The sequence below is a fragment of the Denitromonas iodatirespirans genome (assembly GCF_018524365.1).
Taxonomy (GTDB): Bacteria; Pseudomonadota; Gammaproteobacteria; order Burkholderiales; family Rhodocyclaceae; genus Nitrogeniibacter; species Nitrogeniibacter iodatirespirans.
Window position 1 is genome coordinate 42,152 of record NZ_JAEKFT010000024.1, and the last position, 16,171, is coordinate 58,322.

The following is a 16,171-nucleotide window of genomic DNA, read 5'->3' on the forward strand; positions in this document are numbered from 1 at the left end:
AAGTGAGTAAGTGCGACACACGCGGGGCAGCCACACGCCCCGCCGCGTCGCCACACATCATGAGTACGCAAAAAAACACCCGCCCCTCCGCTGATGGCAAGTCTGGCCAGGCGCGCCGCCGTTTCCTCAAGGAAATGGCCGGCGCGGCGGGCGGCGCCTGCATGCTGGCACTGGGGGTGGGGCTGTATGGCACGGAAGCCTCGGCCCGCCCGGCGAGCGCGATCCGGCCGCCCGGCGCCTTGCCGGAGCCGGAATTCCTGGCTGCCTGTGTGCGCTGTGGCCTGTGTGTGCGGGACTGCCCGTTCGATACCCTGAAGCTCTCCGAGCTGGGGGACAACGTGGCCACCGGCACGCCGTATTTCGAAGGGCGCAAGGTGCCCTGCGAGATGTGCGAAGACATCCCCTGCGTGAAGGCCTGTCCGACCGGTGCGCTCGATCGCGAGCTGACCGACATCGGCAAGGCGCGCATGGGGCTGGCGGTGCTCATCGACCAGGAAACCTGCCTCAACTTCCTCGGCCTGCGCTGCGACGTGTGCTATCGCGTGTGCCCGGTCATCGACAAGGCCATCACGCTGGAGCTGGTGCACAACCCGCGCTCCGACCGGCACGCCATGCTGCTGCCGACGGTGCATTCGGACGCCTGTACCGGCTGTGGCAAGTGCGAGCATTCGTGCGTGTTGCCCGAAGCGGCGATCAAGGTCCTGCCGTACGCGCTGGCCCAGGGCAAGGCGGCCGAGCACTATCGCAAGGGCTGGGTCGAGAAAGAGGCCGCGGGCGGCTCGCTGATCGGCGAGCAGCAGCAGTTGCCGATGCGCGGGCTGGAAGATCGCAAGTACGGCGACACTCGCGTGGCGCCCGGATACGTGCCGCCGTCGGCCGAGCCGTCCCGGCCTGCCGGGATCGATTCGGGGTGGAAGCCATGAGTACCGTCAGCCAGACGCATACCGCCGTGCCCGCGACCTCGGTGAAAGGCGCCGCCCGTGCGGGCGTGATGGCCCGCCCGGGGGCCGAAGCGGTGCAGGAAAAAGGTTGGTGGCGGGCGCACAAGTGGTTGCTGCTGCGCCGCGCCAGTCAGCTGGGGATCCTCGCGCTGTTCCTGCTCGGGCCGTGGTTCGGGCTGTGGATCGTCAAAGGCAATCTGTCGTCGAGCCTGACGCTCGGCGTGTTGCCGCTGACCGATCCCTACCTGCTGCTGCAGTCGGTGGCCGCCGGCCAGTGGCCGTACAAGGAAGCCGTGCTCGGTGCCGGCATCGTCGCCGCCTTCTATCTGCTGTTCGGCGGCCGCCTGTTCTGTTCGTGGGTGTGTCCGGTGAACCTGGTGACCGATGCCGCCGCCTGGCTGCGGCGTCGGCTGGGCATCAAGGGCGGCAAGGTGCCGAGCGAATACACCCGCTACTGGCTGCTCGGCCTGATGCTGGCGGCCTCGGCGCTGACCGGCAGCCTGGCCTGGGAATGGGTCAATCCGGTCTCGATGCTGCATCGCGGGTTGATCTTCGGCTTCGGCCTGTCCTGGGGCATCGTGCTCGGCGTGTTCGTCTATGACCTGCTGCTCGCCAGCCGCGGCTGGTGCGGACATGTGTGTCCGGTGGGGGCGTTTTACGGCGTGCTGAACAAGACGGCGTTGATCCGCGTCACGGCGGACAAGCGTGCCGAGTGCAACGATTGCATGGACTGTTTTGCCGTCTGCCCGGAACCGCAGGTGATCCGGCCGGCATTGAAGGCGGTGGCGCAGGACCACCCATTGATTCTTGACCAAGACTGTACCAGCTGTGGGCGTTGCATTGACGTTTGCAGCAAGGATGTATTCAGATTGACCACCCGATTCGATAGGAGCGAGTCATGAAAAACAAGACCCGTAATCTTGTAGTCGCCTTGTTGGCAACCGTGAGCCTGGGCATTTCTCTGGGCGTTCAGGCGGACGAAGTCCAGTCGCTGCGGGGGCGGGATGTTGCGGCGCCCGAGTTGCCGACCGGCGGATATGTCGTCAAGAAGGACCAGGCGCCGATTCCGCGCGACTATGTCCAGCAACCGCCGTTGATTCCGCACAAGATCGACGGCTACACGGTCACGACCAACTTCAACAAGTGCATGGACTGTCACTCCTGGACCCGCTACCGCGAGACCGGGGCGACCAAGGTCAGCCTGACGCACTTCAAGGATCGTGACGGCAAGGAATTGTCGAACATCTCGCCGCGGCGCTACTTCTGCAATCAGTGCCATGTGCCGCAGACCGACGCGCCGGCCCTGGTCGACAACACGTTCAAGAAAGCCGAAGGCTTGCGCTGAACACCGCAACAAGGGAGCTAGATGATGAGCTACGACAATAAAAAGGGCGGCCTCCTGGGGCGCCTGCGCGGAGCCGGGCTCGGGCTGGTGCTGCTGGTGTTCGTGGCGGGCATTCTGTTCTGGGGCGGCTTCAACACCGCCATGGAATGGACCAACCGCGAGGCGTTCTGCATCTCCTGCCACGAGATGGAAGAGAACGTCTACAAGGAATACCGCAACACCATTCACTACTCGAACCGTAGCGGCGTGCGTGCGACCTGTCCCGACTGCCATGTGCCGAAGGACTGGACGCACAAGATCATCCGCAAGATCCAGGCCTCCAAGGAGCTGTGGCATCACTTCCTCGGTACGGTCGACACCCCCGAGAAGTTCGACGCCAAGCGCCTGCAGCTGGCCGAGAACGAATGGCGTCGGATGAAGGCGACCGACTCGCGCGAGTGCCGCAACTGCCACAACTTCGAGTACTTCGACTACTCGATCCAGGGCCGTCGCTCCACCCGCATGCACCAGGACGGTTTCGCCGAAGGCAAGACCTGCATCGACTGCCACAAGGGCATTGCCCACCAGTTGCCGGCCGTCGAGCAGGACATCGGCGCCGACAAGGGCGGTGCCGCGCCGGACGTGTTCCATCCGGCGGAAGAAAAGCCGGCCGGCACTCAGAACTGACGCCGTCGGCACAAGCAACGAATCGGGCGAAGGGCCGCGCAAGCGGCCCTTTTTTTCGACGCATCGATTTGATTTTGCACATATCCTTTTGCGCTGCAATGTGATGAAATCGCGCCCATGCTGGAAGTGACCGAACTCGCCTGCCTGCGCGGCGATCGCATGTTGTTTGCCGATGTGGCGCTGACCGTCCAGGCCGGTGAGCTGGTTCGTATTGCGGGCCCCAACGGGGTCGGCAAGACCAGTCTGCTGCGTCTGCTGTGTGGCCTGGCGCAGCCCGAGCATGGGCAGGTGAGCTGGAAGGGCCAGCGGCTCGAGCGCACCCGCGAACGCTTTCACCGCGAAGCGCTGTACCTGGGCCATGCCGCGGCGCTCAACGATTTGCTGACACCCCTCGAAAACCTGCGCTTCGCCGCGGCCTGTCACGGCCTGGGTGTGGATGCCGGCCGCTGCGAGTTGGCGCTCGAGCGCATCGGTCTCGGTCCGCAGCGCGACCTGCCGGCCAAGGTCCTGTCGCAGGGGCAGCGCCGCCGGGTCGGCCTGGCGCGGCTGTATTTGTCCGAGAACGTGCCCCTGTGGGTGCTCGACGAACCCTTCACCGCTCTGGACGTGGCCGCCGTGCGCGATCTGGCCGACTGGCTCGATGCCCATTGCGCCCATGGCGGCATGGTGGTGATGACCACCCACCAGGACGTGCCTTTCGCCACCCCGATGCGCACCTTCGATCTGGCGGAGTCGGCATGCTGAGTGTCTTCCTGGAGGTGCTGCGCCGCGACCTGCTGCTGGCCTGGCGCAACCGCGCCGACGTGCTGGTGACGCTGGCCTTCTTCACCATCGTCGCCTGTCTGTTCCCCTTCGGCGTCGGCGCCGAGCCCAATTTGCTGCGCACCATCGCCCCCGGCGTGCTGTGGGTGGCGGCGCTGCTGGCGACCCTGTTGTCGCTGCACCGCCTGTTCGCGCAGGACCACACCGACGGCGTGCTCGAGCAACTGCTGCTGTCGCCGGAGCCGCCGGTGCTGTGGGTGCTGGCCAAGGTGCTGGCGCACTGGCTGACCACCGCCGTGCCCCTGATCGTCGCGGCACCGGCGCTCGCGTTGCTGTTTGACATGACGCAAAGCGCCACCATGGTGCTGGTCCTATCCTTGCTGCTCGGTACGCCGATCCTGTCCTTGCTTGGCGGGGTCGGGGCGGCGCTGACCCTGGGCTTGCGCGGCGGTGGCATGTTGCTGGCGCTGCTGGTGTTGCCGCTGTTCGTGCCGATCCTGATTTTCGGGGCGGGCGCGGTCGATGCCGACCTCGCCGGCACCGGGGCTGCGGCGCACCTGATGCTGCTCGGCGGCGGTTCGTTGGCGGCGCTGGCACTGGCGCCGTGGGCGAGTGCGGCGGCGCTGAGAATTGCGGTAGAGTAGGGCCCCGAAAAAACAAGCGGTTACATTTGGTGGCCGCTGCTATCGACCTTGCAAGGCCATGGAAACCGGACAACGCTTCAGTCTCTTTCGCTATGCCGCACCGCAGCAGTTCTATCCGCTGGCGGGGCGCCTGGCGCCCTGGTTCGCGGCGGCCGCAGTGGTGTTCACGCTGATCGGCCTGTATCTGGGCTTTTTCGTCGCGCCGACCGATGCGGTGCAGGGCGAGGTCTATCGGGTCATCTTCATCCATGTGCCGGCGGCCTGGATGTCGATGTTCGTCTATTTGATCATGGCCTTCTGGTCGGCGGTCGGCATCGTCTTCAACACCCGCCTGTCGGCGATGATGGCGCAGGCGCTGGCGCCCACCGGGGCGATGTTCTGTTTCGTGGCGCTCTGGACCGGCGCCCTGTGGGGGCGGCCGACCTGGGGCGCCTACTGGGTGTGGGACGCGCGGCTGACCTCGCAGCTGCTGCTGCTGTTCCTGTATTTCGGCTTCATGGCCCTGACCCGCGCCATCGAAGACCCGCGTCGTGCCGACAAGGCCGGCGCGATCCTGGCGCTGGTCGGCGCGATCAATGTGCCGATCATCTATTTCTCGGTCAAATGGTGGAACACCCTGCACCAGGGCGCCTCGGTCAGCCTGACCAAGGCGCCGAGCATGGCCACCACCATGTTGATGGCCATGCTGGTGATGGCGCTGGCCGCGTGGGCCTACACCATCGCCGTGGTGTTGTGGCGTGTCCGGCCGCTGATCCTGGAGCGCGAGCGCCATACCGAATGGGTCGGCGACGTGCTCGAAACGTCGGAGGCACGGGCATGATCTGGCAATCCTGGTCGGACTTCTGGTCCATGGGCGGCGCGGCCTTCTTCGTGTGGGGCTCGTATGGCGTCACCTTTGCGCTGATCGCGCTGGAACTTGTACTGGTATTGCGCCGTCGGAAGCAGGTGGTTCATCGGTTGCAGCGTCTGCGTCAGGCCATGAAGGCCAGCGCCAGGCGCAAGGAGATTCATCAATGAAAGCCAGACAGAAACGTCTGATCCTGATCCTCGCCGGCGTGGCGCTGCTGGGCGGTGCCGTAGCCCTGGTGCTGTCTGCCTTCCAGCAGAACCTGGTGTTCTTCCACACGCCCACCGAAGTGGCCGACGGCAAGGCGCCCTCCGGGCGCACCTTCCGCATCGGCGGCATGGTCGAGGACGGTTCGATCAAGCGCGACGCCGACGGCATCACCGTGCGCTTCTCCATCACCGATACCGCCAAATCGATCCCGGTCTCCTACAAAGGGCCGCTGCCCGACCTGTTCAAGGAAGGCAAGGGCGCCGTGGTGCAGGGCGCGCTGGGCCCCGACGGCCAGTTCGCCGCCACCGAAGTGCTCGCCAAGCACGACGAAAACTACATGCCGCCCGAAGCCCAGGACGCCATCGACCAAGCCCACAAGACGGCAGCGACGGTGGCCCAATGATTCCCGAGCTCGGCCATTTCGCCCTCATTCTCGCCTTCCTCGTCGCGCTGCTGCAGGGCGTCGTGCCGCTGATCGGTGCGCACCAGTACCGCACCCCCTTGATCGCCGTGGCCCGGCCGGCCGCGCTGGCCCAATTCGCCTTCATGGCACTGGCCTTCGCCTGTTTGACCTGGGCCTTCGTGGCCAACGACTTTTCGGTCGAGTATGTCGCCCAGCATTCCAACACCAAGCTGCCGGTCTACTACCGGATCACCGGGGTGTGGGGCAGCCACGAAGGCTCGCTCTTGCTGTGGGGGCTGATCCTCTCCGGTTGGACGCTGGCCGTGGCGGTGTTCTCGCGCACGCTGCCCGACATCTTCGTCGCCCGCGTGCTCGGCGTGCTCGGTCTGGTCAGCGGCGGCTTCACCTCCTTCATCCTGTTCACCTCCAACCCCTTCACCCGGCTGCTGCCGGCGGTGGCCGAAGGGCAGGATCTGAACCCGCTGCTGCAAGACCCGGGCATGATCATTCACCCGCCGCTCTTGTACATGGGCTACGTGGGCTTCTCGGTGGCCTTCGCCTTCGCCATCGCAGCGCTGATTTCCGGCCGGCTCGACGCCGCCTGGGCGCGCTGGTCGCGCCCCTGGACCAGCGTGGCCTGGGTGTTCCTGACGCTCGGCATTGCGGTCGGCTCGGGCTGGGCCTATTACGAGCTGGGCTGGGGCGGCTGGTGGTTCTGGGATCCGGTCGAAAACGCCTCCTTCATGCCCTGGCTGGTCGGCACCGCGCTGATCCACTCGCTGGCGGTGACCGAAAAGCGCGGCGCCTTCCGCAGCTGGACGGTGTTGCTGGCGATTGCCGCCTTCTCGCTGTCGCTGCTCGGTACCTTCCTGGTGCGCTCCGGCGTGCTCACCTCGGTGCACGCCTTCGCCACCGATCCGCGTCGCGGCCTCTACATTCTCGGTCTGCTGGTGCTGGTGATCGGCGTGTCGCTGATGCTCTTCGCCTGGCGCGCGCCCAAGCTCGCCGGCGGCGGCAAGTTCTCGCTGGTGTCGCGCGAGTCGGTGCTGCTGGCCAACAACCTGCTGCTCTCGGTGGTGGCCACCTCGGTGCTGCTCGGCACGCTCTATCCGCTGTTCCTCGATGCGCTGGGCCTGGGCAAGATCTCGGTCGGCCCGCCCTACTTCGAATCGGTGTTCCTGCCCCTGATGGTGCCGGTCGTGCTGTTGATGGCGCTCGGCCCGCTGCTGCGCTGGAAGGGGCACGACCTCGGCGCCATCGCCGTCAAGCTCGCGCCGTGGCTGGCCGGCAGCATCGCGCTCGGCGTGGCCGGCGCCTGGCTGGCCGGTACGATGAGCTGGCGCATGATCGTCGGCATGACGCTGGCCGCCTGGGTGCTGATCGTCAATGCCGTGTTGCTGGTCGAGCGCCTGCGCGAGCGGCCGGGTGCGGCCACCGGTGCCCGGCTGCGCGGCATCACCCGCGCCTGGTGGGGCATGTGGCTGGCCCATGTGGGGATCGGCATCTTCATCATCGGGGTGGCCATGGTCAATGGCACGCAGACCAACCTCGACGTGAAAATGCGGGTCGGCGATACCGCCACCCTGGGCGGCTACGACTTCGAACTGACCGCCATCAACGACGCGCCCGGCCCGAACTACGCGGCTGCCGAGGGGGTATTGAGCGTGACGCGTGCGGGCAAGCCGGTGGCCGAGCTGACGCCCGAGAAACGCATCTACCTCGCCCGCCAGATGCCGATGACCGAGGCCTCGCTGGACATCGGCCTGTTCGGCGACATCTACGCCTCGATGGGTGAGCAGATCGACGACACGACCTGGATCGTGCGGCTCTATCTCAAGCCCTTCATCAGCTGGATCTGGTTCGGCTGTCTGTTGATGGCCTTTGGTGGCGGTCTGGCCGCGGCCGACCGGCGCTATCGCCGGCTGGCGGCTCGTACTGCGCCGGATGCCGGCGCGCATCAAACTGCCTGAAGAGTCCCATGAAAGCCAAGTTTCTCGTTCCCCTGTTCCTGTTCCTGCTGCTGGTCGGCTTCCTCGGATTCGGCTTGAGCCTCAATCCGCGTGAGGTGCCCTCGCCGCTGATCGACAAGCCCGCGCCGGACTTCACCCTGGCGCGGCTCGACACGCCCGAACAGACCCTCGGCCTGAGCGACATGAAGGGCCAGGTGTGGCTGCTCAACGTGTGGGCCTCGTGGTGCGTGGCCTGCCGGCAGGAGCATCCGGTGCTGGTGGCGCTTTCCAAGCGCAAGGAAGTGCCGATCGTAGGTCTCAACTACAAGGAAGTGCGCGGCGACGGCACGATCGACATGCGCAAGGTGCCCGAGCAGAACGAGCTGCCGATGGCCATCGAGCGTGCGCGCGGCTGGTTGCAGAGCCATGGCGACCCCTACGATGTGAGCATCCTCGACATCAACGGCCGTGTCGGCATCGACTTCGGCGTCTATGGCGTGCCGGAGACCTTCCTCATCGACAAGCAGGGCGTGATCCGCTACAAGCACATCGGCCCGATCACCCCCGACGCCCTGCGCGACACCATCCTGCCCAAAGTGGCCGCCCTCAAGGCGGAATCCTGATCATGCGACGTTTTCTATTGGCCTGCGGGCTGACGCTGTTCGCCCTCGCCGGCCATGCCGACACGGCGGCGCCGGTGGCGGCCGATCCGGTGCTCGAAGAGCGTGTCATGGCGCTGTCCCACAAGCTGCGCTGCCTGGTGTGCCAGAACCAGTCGATCGCCGAATCCGACGCCGACCTGGCGGTGGACCTGCGCGGCCAGGTGCGCGAGCAACTGAGCGCGGGGCGGAGCGAAGACGAGATCGCCGACTACATGGTGGCGCGCTACGGCGATTTCGTGCTCTACGAGCCGCCCATGCGCGCCAGCACCCTGCTGCTGTGGCTCGGCCCCATCGTGCTGGCGGTGGTCGGCATCGGCGTGCTGATGATTCGCCTGGCGCGGCGCAACAAGGAAAGCGCGCCCGCACTGGATGAGGCGCAGCGCGCACGGGCGCGCGCCTTGCTCGAAGAAAACGACAACGACGGAACACAGGCATGAGTAGCTTCATCGTATTTGCCGCGCTGCTCGTGGTGGGCGCCCTGTTGATGGTCGCGGTGCCGCTGTTCCGCAGTGCGTCGAACGCGCCGTCGAACGACGACGCCAACACACTGCAGGCCAAAACCGCCTTGTCGGTGCTGCGCGAGCAGCTGGCCGAGCTCGATGCCGATGTCGCCGCCGGCGACATGTCCCAGGCCGACTACCAGCGTACCCGCGAAGAGCTCGAGCGCCGCGCGCTGGAAGAGGGCGAAACCCGGTCGGGCACGCTCAGCGCAAAACCGGCGCGCGCCTGGGGGATCGCCACCTTGCTCCTGTTGCCGGTGCTGGCGGCTTACATCTACATCGAAATCGGCACGCCCGAAGGGCTGGACCCGACCCTGGCGGGCGGCCCCGACAGCCATCAGGTGACCCAGGCCCAGGTCGAGGAGATGGTGGCGACCCTGGCCCAGCGGCTCAAGGAGAACCCCGACAACCCCGAAGGCTGGTTCATGCTGGCGCGCTCCTACAACGCGATGGGGCGCTTCAACGAAGCGGCCGAGGCGTTTGCCGAGCTCGCCAAGCGCATGCCGGACGAGCCGCAGGTGTACGCCGACTGGGCCGATGCGCTGGCCGCGGCCAACAACCGCTCGCTGGCCGGCGAACCGGCGCGCTTGATCGACAAGGCGCTGGCCCTCGATCCGGACAACATCAAGGCCCTCGCCCTGTCGGGCAGCGCGGCCTTCCAGGCCGAGGACTATGCCCGGGCGGCCGCCCAGTGGGAGCGCATCTTGCCGCAGCTGCCGGCCGACAACGAACTGGCCGTGTCGATCCGCCAGGGCATCGCCGAGGCGCGCCAGCGTGCCGGCATGGCGCCGATGGCCGACGCGCCGGCGGCGCCCGCGGGCGCCGGCATTGGGCTGACCGGGACGGTGGCATTGGCGCCGGCGATGGCCGACAAGGCGGCGCCGGAGGATGTGGTCTTCATCTATGTGCGGCCGGAAGGCGGCGGCATGCCCTTCGCCATCCTGCGCAAGACGGTGGCCGAGCTGCCGCTGCAGTTCGACTTCGCCGGCGTGCCGTCGATGGCCGGCGACCGGCCGATTCCGGCCAAGGTGGAAGTCGGCGTGCGCATTTCGAAGAGCGGCAATGCCGGCGCCCGGCCGGGCGATCTGGAGAGCGGCGTGCAGGCCGTGCCGCCCGACGCGGCCGGGCTCAAGCTCCTGGTCGACACCGAACGGCCGTCCTGAGCCGCGGCACGACACGAAAAACCCCGGGGGCCTCCCGGGGTTTTTCGTTCAGTTGGCCAGTACCGGGGCCGGGCTGTCGACCCCGGCGAACCAGGTGCTCTGGATCGCTTCGTGCACCCGGATGAAGCCCAGCTGCAGCTCGTCCATGAAGGCATGCAAGCGGTCGGGGGACTCGGCCAGCAAGGCGGCATCCTCGGTCGCCAGCAAGCCTTTGAGCTCGGTGACGCGCTGGCAGGCGAGGGCGCTGCGCGGCAGGGTGTACAGCTTGCGGTGCAGGTTGCTCAGGCAGCGCTGCAGCGCACGCGGGAAGCGCGGATCGAGCAGGATGAAGCGCACCACGTCGGGCCCGCGCACCCGCAGGCGCACCTGCTGGCGATACATCTGGTAGGCCGACAGCGACTTGAGCACGCTCATCCACTGCAGGTTTTCGAAGGGCGTCAGGTCGCCCGGCGTGCGCGGCAGCAGGTTGGCCGAGCGCACGTCGAGAATGCGCGAAATCATGTCGGCGCGCTCGAGGTAGCCGCCGACGGCACAGAAGGTGCGCGCCGGGGTGTCGCTCAGGCTGCCGTCGAGCATGCCGGTGAGCGCCTGCGAGCCGCGGATCACCACGCGCAGGAAGTCGTCGAGCCGGCGCAGGTCTATGGTGCCGCTGAAGATCTCGCTGCATTCGAGGAACAGCCGGTTCACTTCTTCCCACACCTCGCGCGGCATGACTTCGCGCGTGGTGCGCAGGTTTTCGCGGGCCGCGGCCAGGGCGCCGAGAATCGAGCCGGCATAGCGGCGGTCGGCGCACAGGAAGGTCAGCACGCTGGCCGCGTCGCGGTCGGTGTAGTAGCGATTGTAGATTTCGTCGGCGCCGCTGATCGAGATCAGCGAGGACCAGCCGAGCGTGGCGGTGCCCGGGAAGTCGAGCATCAGGTGGCGGCTGACCCGCACCAGGCGCGCGGTGTCTTCGGCGCGCTCCAGGTAGCGCGCCATCCAGTAGAGGTTTTCGGCAACGCGTGACAGCATGATCAGCTCCCTTGTCCGGTGGTGTCGACGATCCAGGTGTCCTTGCTGCCGCCGCCTTGCGAGGAGTTGACCACCAGCGAGCCCTTGACCAGGGCAACCCGGGTCAGGCCGCCGGTGGTGACATAGGTGTCGGCGCCGGAGGACAGGATAAAGGGGCGCAGATCCACATGGCGCGGCTCGACGGCCTCGTCGGTCAGGGTGGGGGTGACGGACAGGCTCAGCGTCGGCTGGGCCATGTAGTTGCGCGGATTGGCCTCGATCAGTTCGGCGAACTTGGCGCGCTCCTCGGGCGTGGCATGCGGGCCGACCAGCATGCCGTAGCCGCCGGACTCGTTGGCCGGCTTGACCACCAGCTTGTCGAGGTTGGCCAGCACGTACTTGCGATCGTCGTCGCGCATGCACAGGTAGCTGGGCACGTTGGGCAGGATCGGCTCGGCGTCGAGGTAGTAGCGGATGATCTCCGGCACGTAGGCATACACCACCTTGTCGTCGGCCACACCGGCGCCGGGGGCGTTGCACAGCGCCACATTGCCCTGGCGCCAGGCACGCATGACGCCGGGGATGCCGAGCGCGGATTCCGGGTTGAAGACTTCGGGGTCGATGAACAGATCGTCCACCCGGCGGTAGATCACGTCCACATGCATCAGGCCATCGATGGTGCGCATGTAGACGCAATCATCGCTGCCGACGATGAGGTCGGAACCTTCGACCAGGTCGACGCCCATCTGCTGGGCCAGGAAGGCGTGCTCGTAGTAGGCCGAATTGTAGATGCCGGGGGTGAGCACGACGATGTTGGGCTCGGCGATCTGGCGCGGCGACATGGCGGCGAGCATGTCGTAGAGCTGGGCCGGGTAGTCGTCCACCGGCAGGATGCGCCCGGTCTGGAACAGCTCGGGCATGACGCGCTTGGTGACGTTGCGGTTCTCCAGCATGTAGGAGACGCCGGAGGGGATGCGCAGGTTGTCTTCGAGCACATAGATGGTGCCGTCCTTGTCGCGCACCAGGTCGGAGCCACAGATATGCGCCCAGATGCCGCCCGGCGGGTGGATGCCGACGCATTGCTGGCGGAAATTGACCGATTGCTCGAGCAGCTCGGCGGGGAACACGCCGTCCTTGATGATGCGCTGCTCGTTGTACAGATCGTCGATGAACAGGTTGAGCGCCTTGACCCGCTGCTTGAGCCCGGCTTCGACCTGTGCCCACTCATGGCTGGGGATGATGCGCGGCACGATGTCGAAAGGCCAGGCGCGATCGATCATGTCGCCGTCGGAATAGACGGTAAAGGTGATGCCCATGATCTGGATGGCCACCTCGGCCGCCGCCTTCAGGTCGCGCACTTCCTTGGCGTCGAGCGAACTGAGGTACTGGCATAGGGCTTCGGCGGCGGGTCGCGGTCGCCCCGCACCGGACAGCAATTCGTCGTAGAGGCCTTCGCAGGCATAGTTGTTCCAGTCGATTTGCGGCATGGCTTCTCCCTCGGGCTGGGCATCCGGATGACTCCGGATGCACCTGTTTGGTGCGTTCGATCGAGCTATCGGTTCCCTTGCCGGCCTCGTCATCGGGCCGGGCGGGCCGCCCGGCCGGTGATCGGGCCGGCGAGGTGCGTCGATGTGGCGTCAGCCTCGATGCAGCAGTTGCAAGAAGTGTTCCGGCGCCATCGCGGGGTGATACAGATAACCTTGGCCGATATCGCAACCATACTCGCGTAGCCGGTCGGCCTGCACCTCGTTCTCGACGCCCTCGGCGATTACCTGGAGGTTCAGGTTGTGGCCGAGCTGAACGATGGTGCGCACCAGGACGTCGCTGTCGGGGTCGCACCCCAGGTCCATGACGAAGGCCCGGTCGATCTTCAGATGGTTGACCGGGAAGCGCTTGAGGTAGGCCAGGCTCGAATAGCCGGTGCCGAAATCGTCCACCGACAGCCCCACGCCGAGCCCGGCCAGCCCGGCCAGGGTCTCGCGGGCGGTGATGTTGTCTTCCATCAGCACCGACTCGGTGATTTCGAGGATCAGGTGCGCCGGCGGTAGGCCGGTGTCGCTGAGGACGGTGCGCACCAGCTCGGTCAGCCCGGGGCGGCGAAACTGCACCGAGGAGAGATTGACCGCGACCGGCACCGGCCGGCCGCCGGCCTCGGCCCAGCGCACGGCATGCTGGCAGGCGCTGCGCAGCGCCAGTTCGCCAAGGCGGTGGACATGGCCGAACTTCTCGACCACCGGGATGAAGGTGTCGGGCGGGATCATCCGGCCGTCGGTCTCGATCCAGCGCGCCAAGGCCTCGGCGCCGACCAGGGCGCCGCTGCTCAGGTCGAACTGCGGCTGGAACCACATGCGGATGCGCCCGTCGCGCAGGGCGGCGCCGAGCTGACTCTCGAGGGCGAACTGGTCTTCGAGCTCGCGGTTCATGTCGGGCGAGAAAAAGCGGTAGTCGCCGCGGCCGTCGTTCTTGACCTGGTACAGCGCCACGTCGGCCTTTTGCAGCAGCCGGTCGGCGCTGTCGCCGTCTTCGGGGAACAAGGCCACGCCCATCGACACCGAAATGCGCAGGTCGCGCCCGTCGAGGTTGACCGGCTCGTCCAGCTCGCGTTGCAGCTTCTCGCACACCTGGGCGGCATCCCCCGGGGCATGGAGATCGGGCAGGAGGATCACGAACTCGTCGCCGCCCTGCCGGCAGATGGTGTCCGTTTCGCGCAGGTGCGGCATGAGCCGGCCGGCCACGGCGATCAGCAGCAGGTCGCCGACCGGATGGCCGAGGGTGTCGTTGATCGTCTTGAAATGGTCGAGGTCGAGAAAGATCACCGCCACCCGGGTGCCCGCACGCCGCGCACGCCCGATCGCGTTCTCGAGACGGTCGGTCAGCAGGGTGCGGTTGGGCAGGCCGGTGAGGCTGTCATGGGTGGCCAGGTGGCGGATATGGTCTTGTGCCGTGTGCTGGTCGGTGATGTCCTGCATGCTGGCGATGAAGCGCAGCGCCTGGCCGCGGGCATCGCGGCGCACCACCTGACCGCGTTCGCGTACCCAGATGACGTGGCCGTCGTGGCGGAGCATGCGATGCTCGCTCTCGAAGTGGTCGAGTTCGCCGCCCAGATGTTGCTGCAGGCGCTGGGCCACCTCGGCGCGGTCGCCGGGATGAATCCGTTCGTCGCGCACCCGCGGGTCGTTCGGCACCTGGTCGAGGCCGAGCATGGCCAGCCAGCCGTCGGCATAGAAGGCTTCGCCGCTGCGCATGTCCAGATCCCACACGCCCTGGCCGGCGCTCTCCAGCGCCAGATGCCAGCGCCGCTCCAGTTCCGACACCGTGTCGCGCTGCTTTCGGTACAGCGACAGCGCCCACAGCATGCCCAGCAAGGCGAGGGCGAGCACCGCCAGGATGAGAATGCCGCCGAGCACCTGGGGGCGGTGGCGCTCGTACAGCGACGGCGTGTAGTCGATCAGCTCGGCATGGGCAGGCAGCGTGCTGCGCGCGACCTGCCAGCGCTCCAGCTGCGGCCAGTTGTAGCGCGGGCGGGTGGGCAGCATCTGGACCGCGGGGAGCGGGGCGTCGCCTGCCAGCAGGCGTCGGGCCGTGGTGGCGACCGCCATGCCGGTGTGCGGGCCGGCCGAGACGTTGCCGCCGACGCAATCGCTGCGCAACAGCATGATCTCGTAGATGCAGAACATCGGCGCGTTGGCCTCGCGGCCGATGCGGGCGGCCACATCGACCGGCATCACCGGCCGGCCCGCGCCGTCGCGCGATACCCGCAGGTACAGCAGCAGCGTGTTGTCGGGCGCGTGGCGCACGTCCGACAGCAGGGCGTCGAGTGCGCCGACCTCGATGAAGCGCACGTCGATATGCTGGGCCAGGGGGACCAGCTGTGTGCGTGCCGCCGCCATGACGGCGGCGTCGTCCCGCGCGCTGCCGCCGATCACCCACAGAGCCTGACTGTCGGGCAGGATCGCCAGCGCATCCCGGGCGGTTTCCGCGATGGCCCGTGCATTGCGCAGGGTGATCCGGCCGTTCCCGTCGGTCGGGATCGGCTGATCCACGAAAATGCCTTCGACCTGCACCACCGGCCCGCGGCCAAGCCAGCGGCCGACCTCCTGCTGGAAGCGGACGCTCGTCGCGCCCGACAGGATGAGCAGGTCGAAGGGGGGGCTGTCGCCGTACTTGAGCTTCAGCGTCTGGGCGATGAGCCGCGCGCGGGCCGGGTCATAGCCGGGCTGCATGTCGAGATAGACGGTGTCGAGGGCGATGCGCGGTGCTTTGTCGTGGCCGTCGAAACCTTCGCGCAGGCCGCGTTCGAGGAGGATCTCGTAGGGGGGGTCGCGCTGCCCGAAGAAGATGCCGAGCACCCGCGGCGTGGCGCTGTCGGCGTCAAGCGGCGCTGCCTGCGCAGGGTATGCGGGCAGGGCGAGGCAAGCCAGCAGGAACAGGCAGCAACGAATCATCCAGGCCCTCGAAGGCGCAGCGCGTCGGGCGATCGGGTCGCGATCGTGTGCGATGGCGAAGGCATAGCCACAGGCGCCACCATGACGGTTTTCATGGTAGCGCGTTCTCCGGCGGCGAGGGAGGGACGGTCGATGCGTCTCCCGGCCGGTGGGTTGCGAGGCTCAGTGTCGGGCGGTGGGCGTTGCCGGGCGGATCGGGGTGACCGGCGCGCTGAAGGCGGCGCTGCTGCCGTCGGCGAACTGCAGGCGGAAGTCGACCGTGGTGCCTGCCTGGAGGGGCTGTTTGAGCCCGATCAGCATCACGTGCTTGCCCCCGGGGGCGAGCGCCACCCGGGCGCCGGCCGGGATGTCGATGCCGTCGATGCGGCGCATGCGCAGGATCTCGCCGTCTTGGATGTGGTCATGCAGCTCCACCGTGGCGGCCACCGGGCTGCCGACGCCGGTGACGCGAATCGGGGTGGTCGAGGTATTGATGAGCGTCAGAAAGGCCGCGCTGTTGGGCGCGGCGGCGGGCATCTGGCGCACATGCGCGTCTTCCACGGCAATGCTGTCGGCCATGCCGGCGGCGCCGGCCAGGAGCGGCAGGGCGGCCATCCACAGGGTGGCGAGGTGGCGAAGGGCGGGGATCTGGCGCATGGCGGGGT

At 67.3% G+C, this 16,171-nt stretch carries 17 protein-coding genes; 13 read left to right on the forward strand and 4 right to left on the reverse strand.

Annotation, left to right across the window (positions count from 1 at the left end; genetic code table 11):
• Positions 1-59: 59 nt before the first annotated feature.
• From napG to ccmI, 13 genes are all read left to right on the forward strand, one after another.
• Positions 60-923, forward strand: coding sequence for a ferredoxin-type protein NapG (gene napG / locus I8J34_RS18095; protein ID WP_214363034.1), 864 nt, complete (start codon positions 60-62; stop codon positions 921-923).
• Positions 920-1,843 (forward strand): quinol dehydrogenase ferredoxin subunit NapH, encoded by a 924-nt coding sequence (gene napH, locus I8J34_RS18100; RefSeq protein ID WP_214363035.1) that lies wholly within the window; start codon positions 920-922, stop codon positions 1,841-1,843. Before napG ends, napH begins: the two co-directional genes overlap by 4 nt.
• Positions 1,840-2,286 (forward strand): nitrate reductase cytochrome c-type subunit, encoded by a 447-nt coding sequence (locus I8J34_RS18105; protein ID WP_214363036.1) that lies wholly within the window; start codon positions 1,840-1,842, stop codon positions 2,284-2,286. Before napH ends, I8J34_RS18105 begins: the two co-directional genes overlap by 4 nt.
• 24 nt (positions 2,287-2,310) lie before the next feature.
• Positions 2,311-2,952, forward strand: coding sequence for a NapC/NirT family cytochrome c (locus I8J34_RS18110; RefSeq protein WP_214363037.1), 642 nt, complete (start codon positions 2,311-2,313; stop codon positions 2,950-2,952).
• Between the two features lie 117 nt (positions 2,953-3,069).
• Entirely contained in the window at positions 3,070-3,696 is a 627-nt protein-coding gene (ccmA, locus tag I8J34_RS18115; RefSeq protein ID WP_214363038.1) for a cytochrome c biogenesis heme-transporting ATPase CcmA, read from the forward strand.
• Positions 3,690-4,358 (forward strand): heme exporter protein CcmB, encoded by a 669-nt coding sequence (gene ccmB / locus I8J34_RS18120; protein WP_214363039.1) that lies wholly within the window; start codon positions 3,690-3,692, stop codon positions 4,356-4,358. The genes ccmA and ccmB overlap by 7 nt, the downstream gene beginning before the upstream one ends.
• Before the next feature lie 58 nt (positions 4,359-4,416).
• Positions 4,417-5,178 (forward strand): heme ABC transporter permease CcmC, encoded by a 762-nt coding sequence (gene ccmC, locus I8J34_RS18125; RefSeq protein WP_214363040.1) that lies wholly within the window; start codon positions 4,417-4,419, stop codon positions 5,176-5,178.
• A complete protein-coding gene (gene ccmD / locus I8J34_RS18130; RefSeq protein ID WP_214363041.1) occupies positions 5,175-5,375 on the forward strand; it encodes a heme exporter protein CcmD in 201 nt (66 codons plus the stop codon). Before ccmC ends, ccmD begins: the two co-directional genes overlap by 4 nt.
• The gene (gene ccmE / locus I8J34_RS18135) at positions 5,372-5,818 is read left to right on the forward strand and encodes a cytochrome c maturation protein CcmE (RefSeq protein WP_214363042.1); all 447 of its coding nucleotides are present in this window, start codon (positions 5,372-5,374) and stop codon (positions 5,816-5,818) included. Before ccmD ends, ccmE begins: the two co-directional genes overlap by 4 nt.
• Positions 5,815-7,788 carry a heme lyase CcmF/NrfE family subunit gene (locus I8J34_RS18140; RefSeq protein ID WP_214363043.1) on the forward strand — a complete coding sequence of 658 codons (1,974 nt, stop codon included), beginning with the start codon at positions 5,815-5,817 and terminating at the stop codon, positions 7,786-7,788. Before ccmE ends, I8J34_RS18140 begins: the two co-directional genes overlap by 4 nt.
• A gap of 8 nt (positions 7,789-7,796) precedes the next feature.
• The gene (locus tag I8J34_RS18145; protein WP_214363044.1) at positions 7,797-8,390 is read left to right on the forward strand and encodes a DsbE family thiol:disulfide interchange protein; all 594 of its coding nucleotides are present in this window, start codon (positions 7,797-7,799) and stop codon (positions 8,388-8,390) included.
• A 2-nt stretch (positions 8,391-8,392) separates the two neighbouring features.
• The gene (locus I8J34_RS18150) at positions 8,393-8,866 is read left to right on the forward strand and encodes a cytochrome c-type biogenesis protein (RefSeq protein ID WP_214363045.1); all 474 of its coding nucleotides are present in this window, start codon (positions 8,393-8,395) and stop codon (positions 8,864-8,866) included.
• A complete protein-coding gene (gene ccmI, locus I8J34_RS24965; protein ID WP_304513494.1) occupies positions 8,863-10,092 on the forward strand; it encodes a c-type cytochrome biogenesis protein CcmI in 1,230 nt (409 codons plus the stop codon). The genes I8J34_RS18150 and ccmI overlap by 4 nt, the downstream gene beginning before the upstream one ends.
• A gap of 48 nt (positions 10,093-10,140) precedes the next feature.
• Here the strand turns inward: ccmI and I8J34_RS18165 are convergent, their stop codons facing one another.
• From I8J34_RS18165 to I8J34_RS18180, 4 genes are all read right to left on the reverse strand, one after another.
• Positions 10,141-11,103: an alpha-E domain-containing protein gene (locus I8J34_RS18165; RefSeq protein ID WP_214363046.1), complete on the reverse strand. Its 963-nt coding sequence runs from the start codon at positions 11,101-11,103 to the stop codon at positions 10,141-10,143.
• Positions 11,104-11,105: 2 nt separating this feature from the next.
• The gene (locus tag I8J34_RS18170) at positions 11,106-12,569 is read right to left on the reverse strand and encodes a circularly permuted type 2 ATP-grasp protein (RefSeq protein WP_214363047.1); all 1,464 of its coding nucleotides are present in this window, start codon (positions 12,567-12,569) and stop codon (positions 11,106-11,108) included.
• Positions 12,570-12,719: 150 nt separating this feature from the next.
• Positions 12,720-15,527 (reverse strand): EAL domain-containing protein, encoded by a 2,808-nt coding sequence (locus tag I8J34_RS18175; protein ID WP_214363048.1) that lies wholly within the window; start codon positions 15,525-15,527, stop codon positions 12,720-12,722.
• Positions 15,528-15,689: 162 nt separating this feature from the next.
• Entirely contained in the window at positions 15,690-16,163 is a 474-nt protein-coding gene (locus I8J34_RS18180; RefSeq protein WP_214363049.1) for a copper chaperone PCu(A)C, read from the reverse strand.
• Positions 16,164-16,171 lie beyond the last annotated feature (8 nt).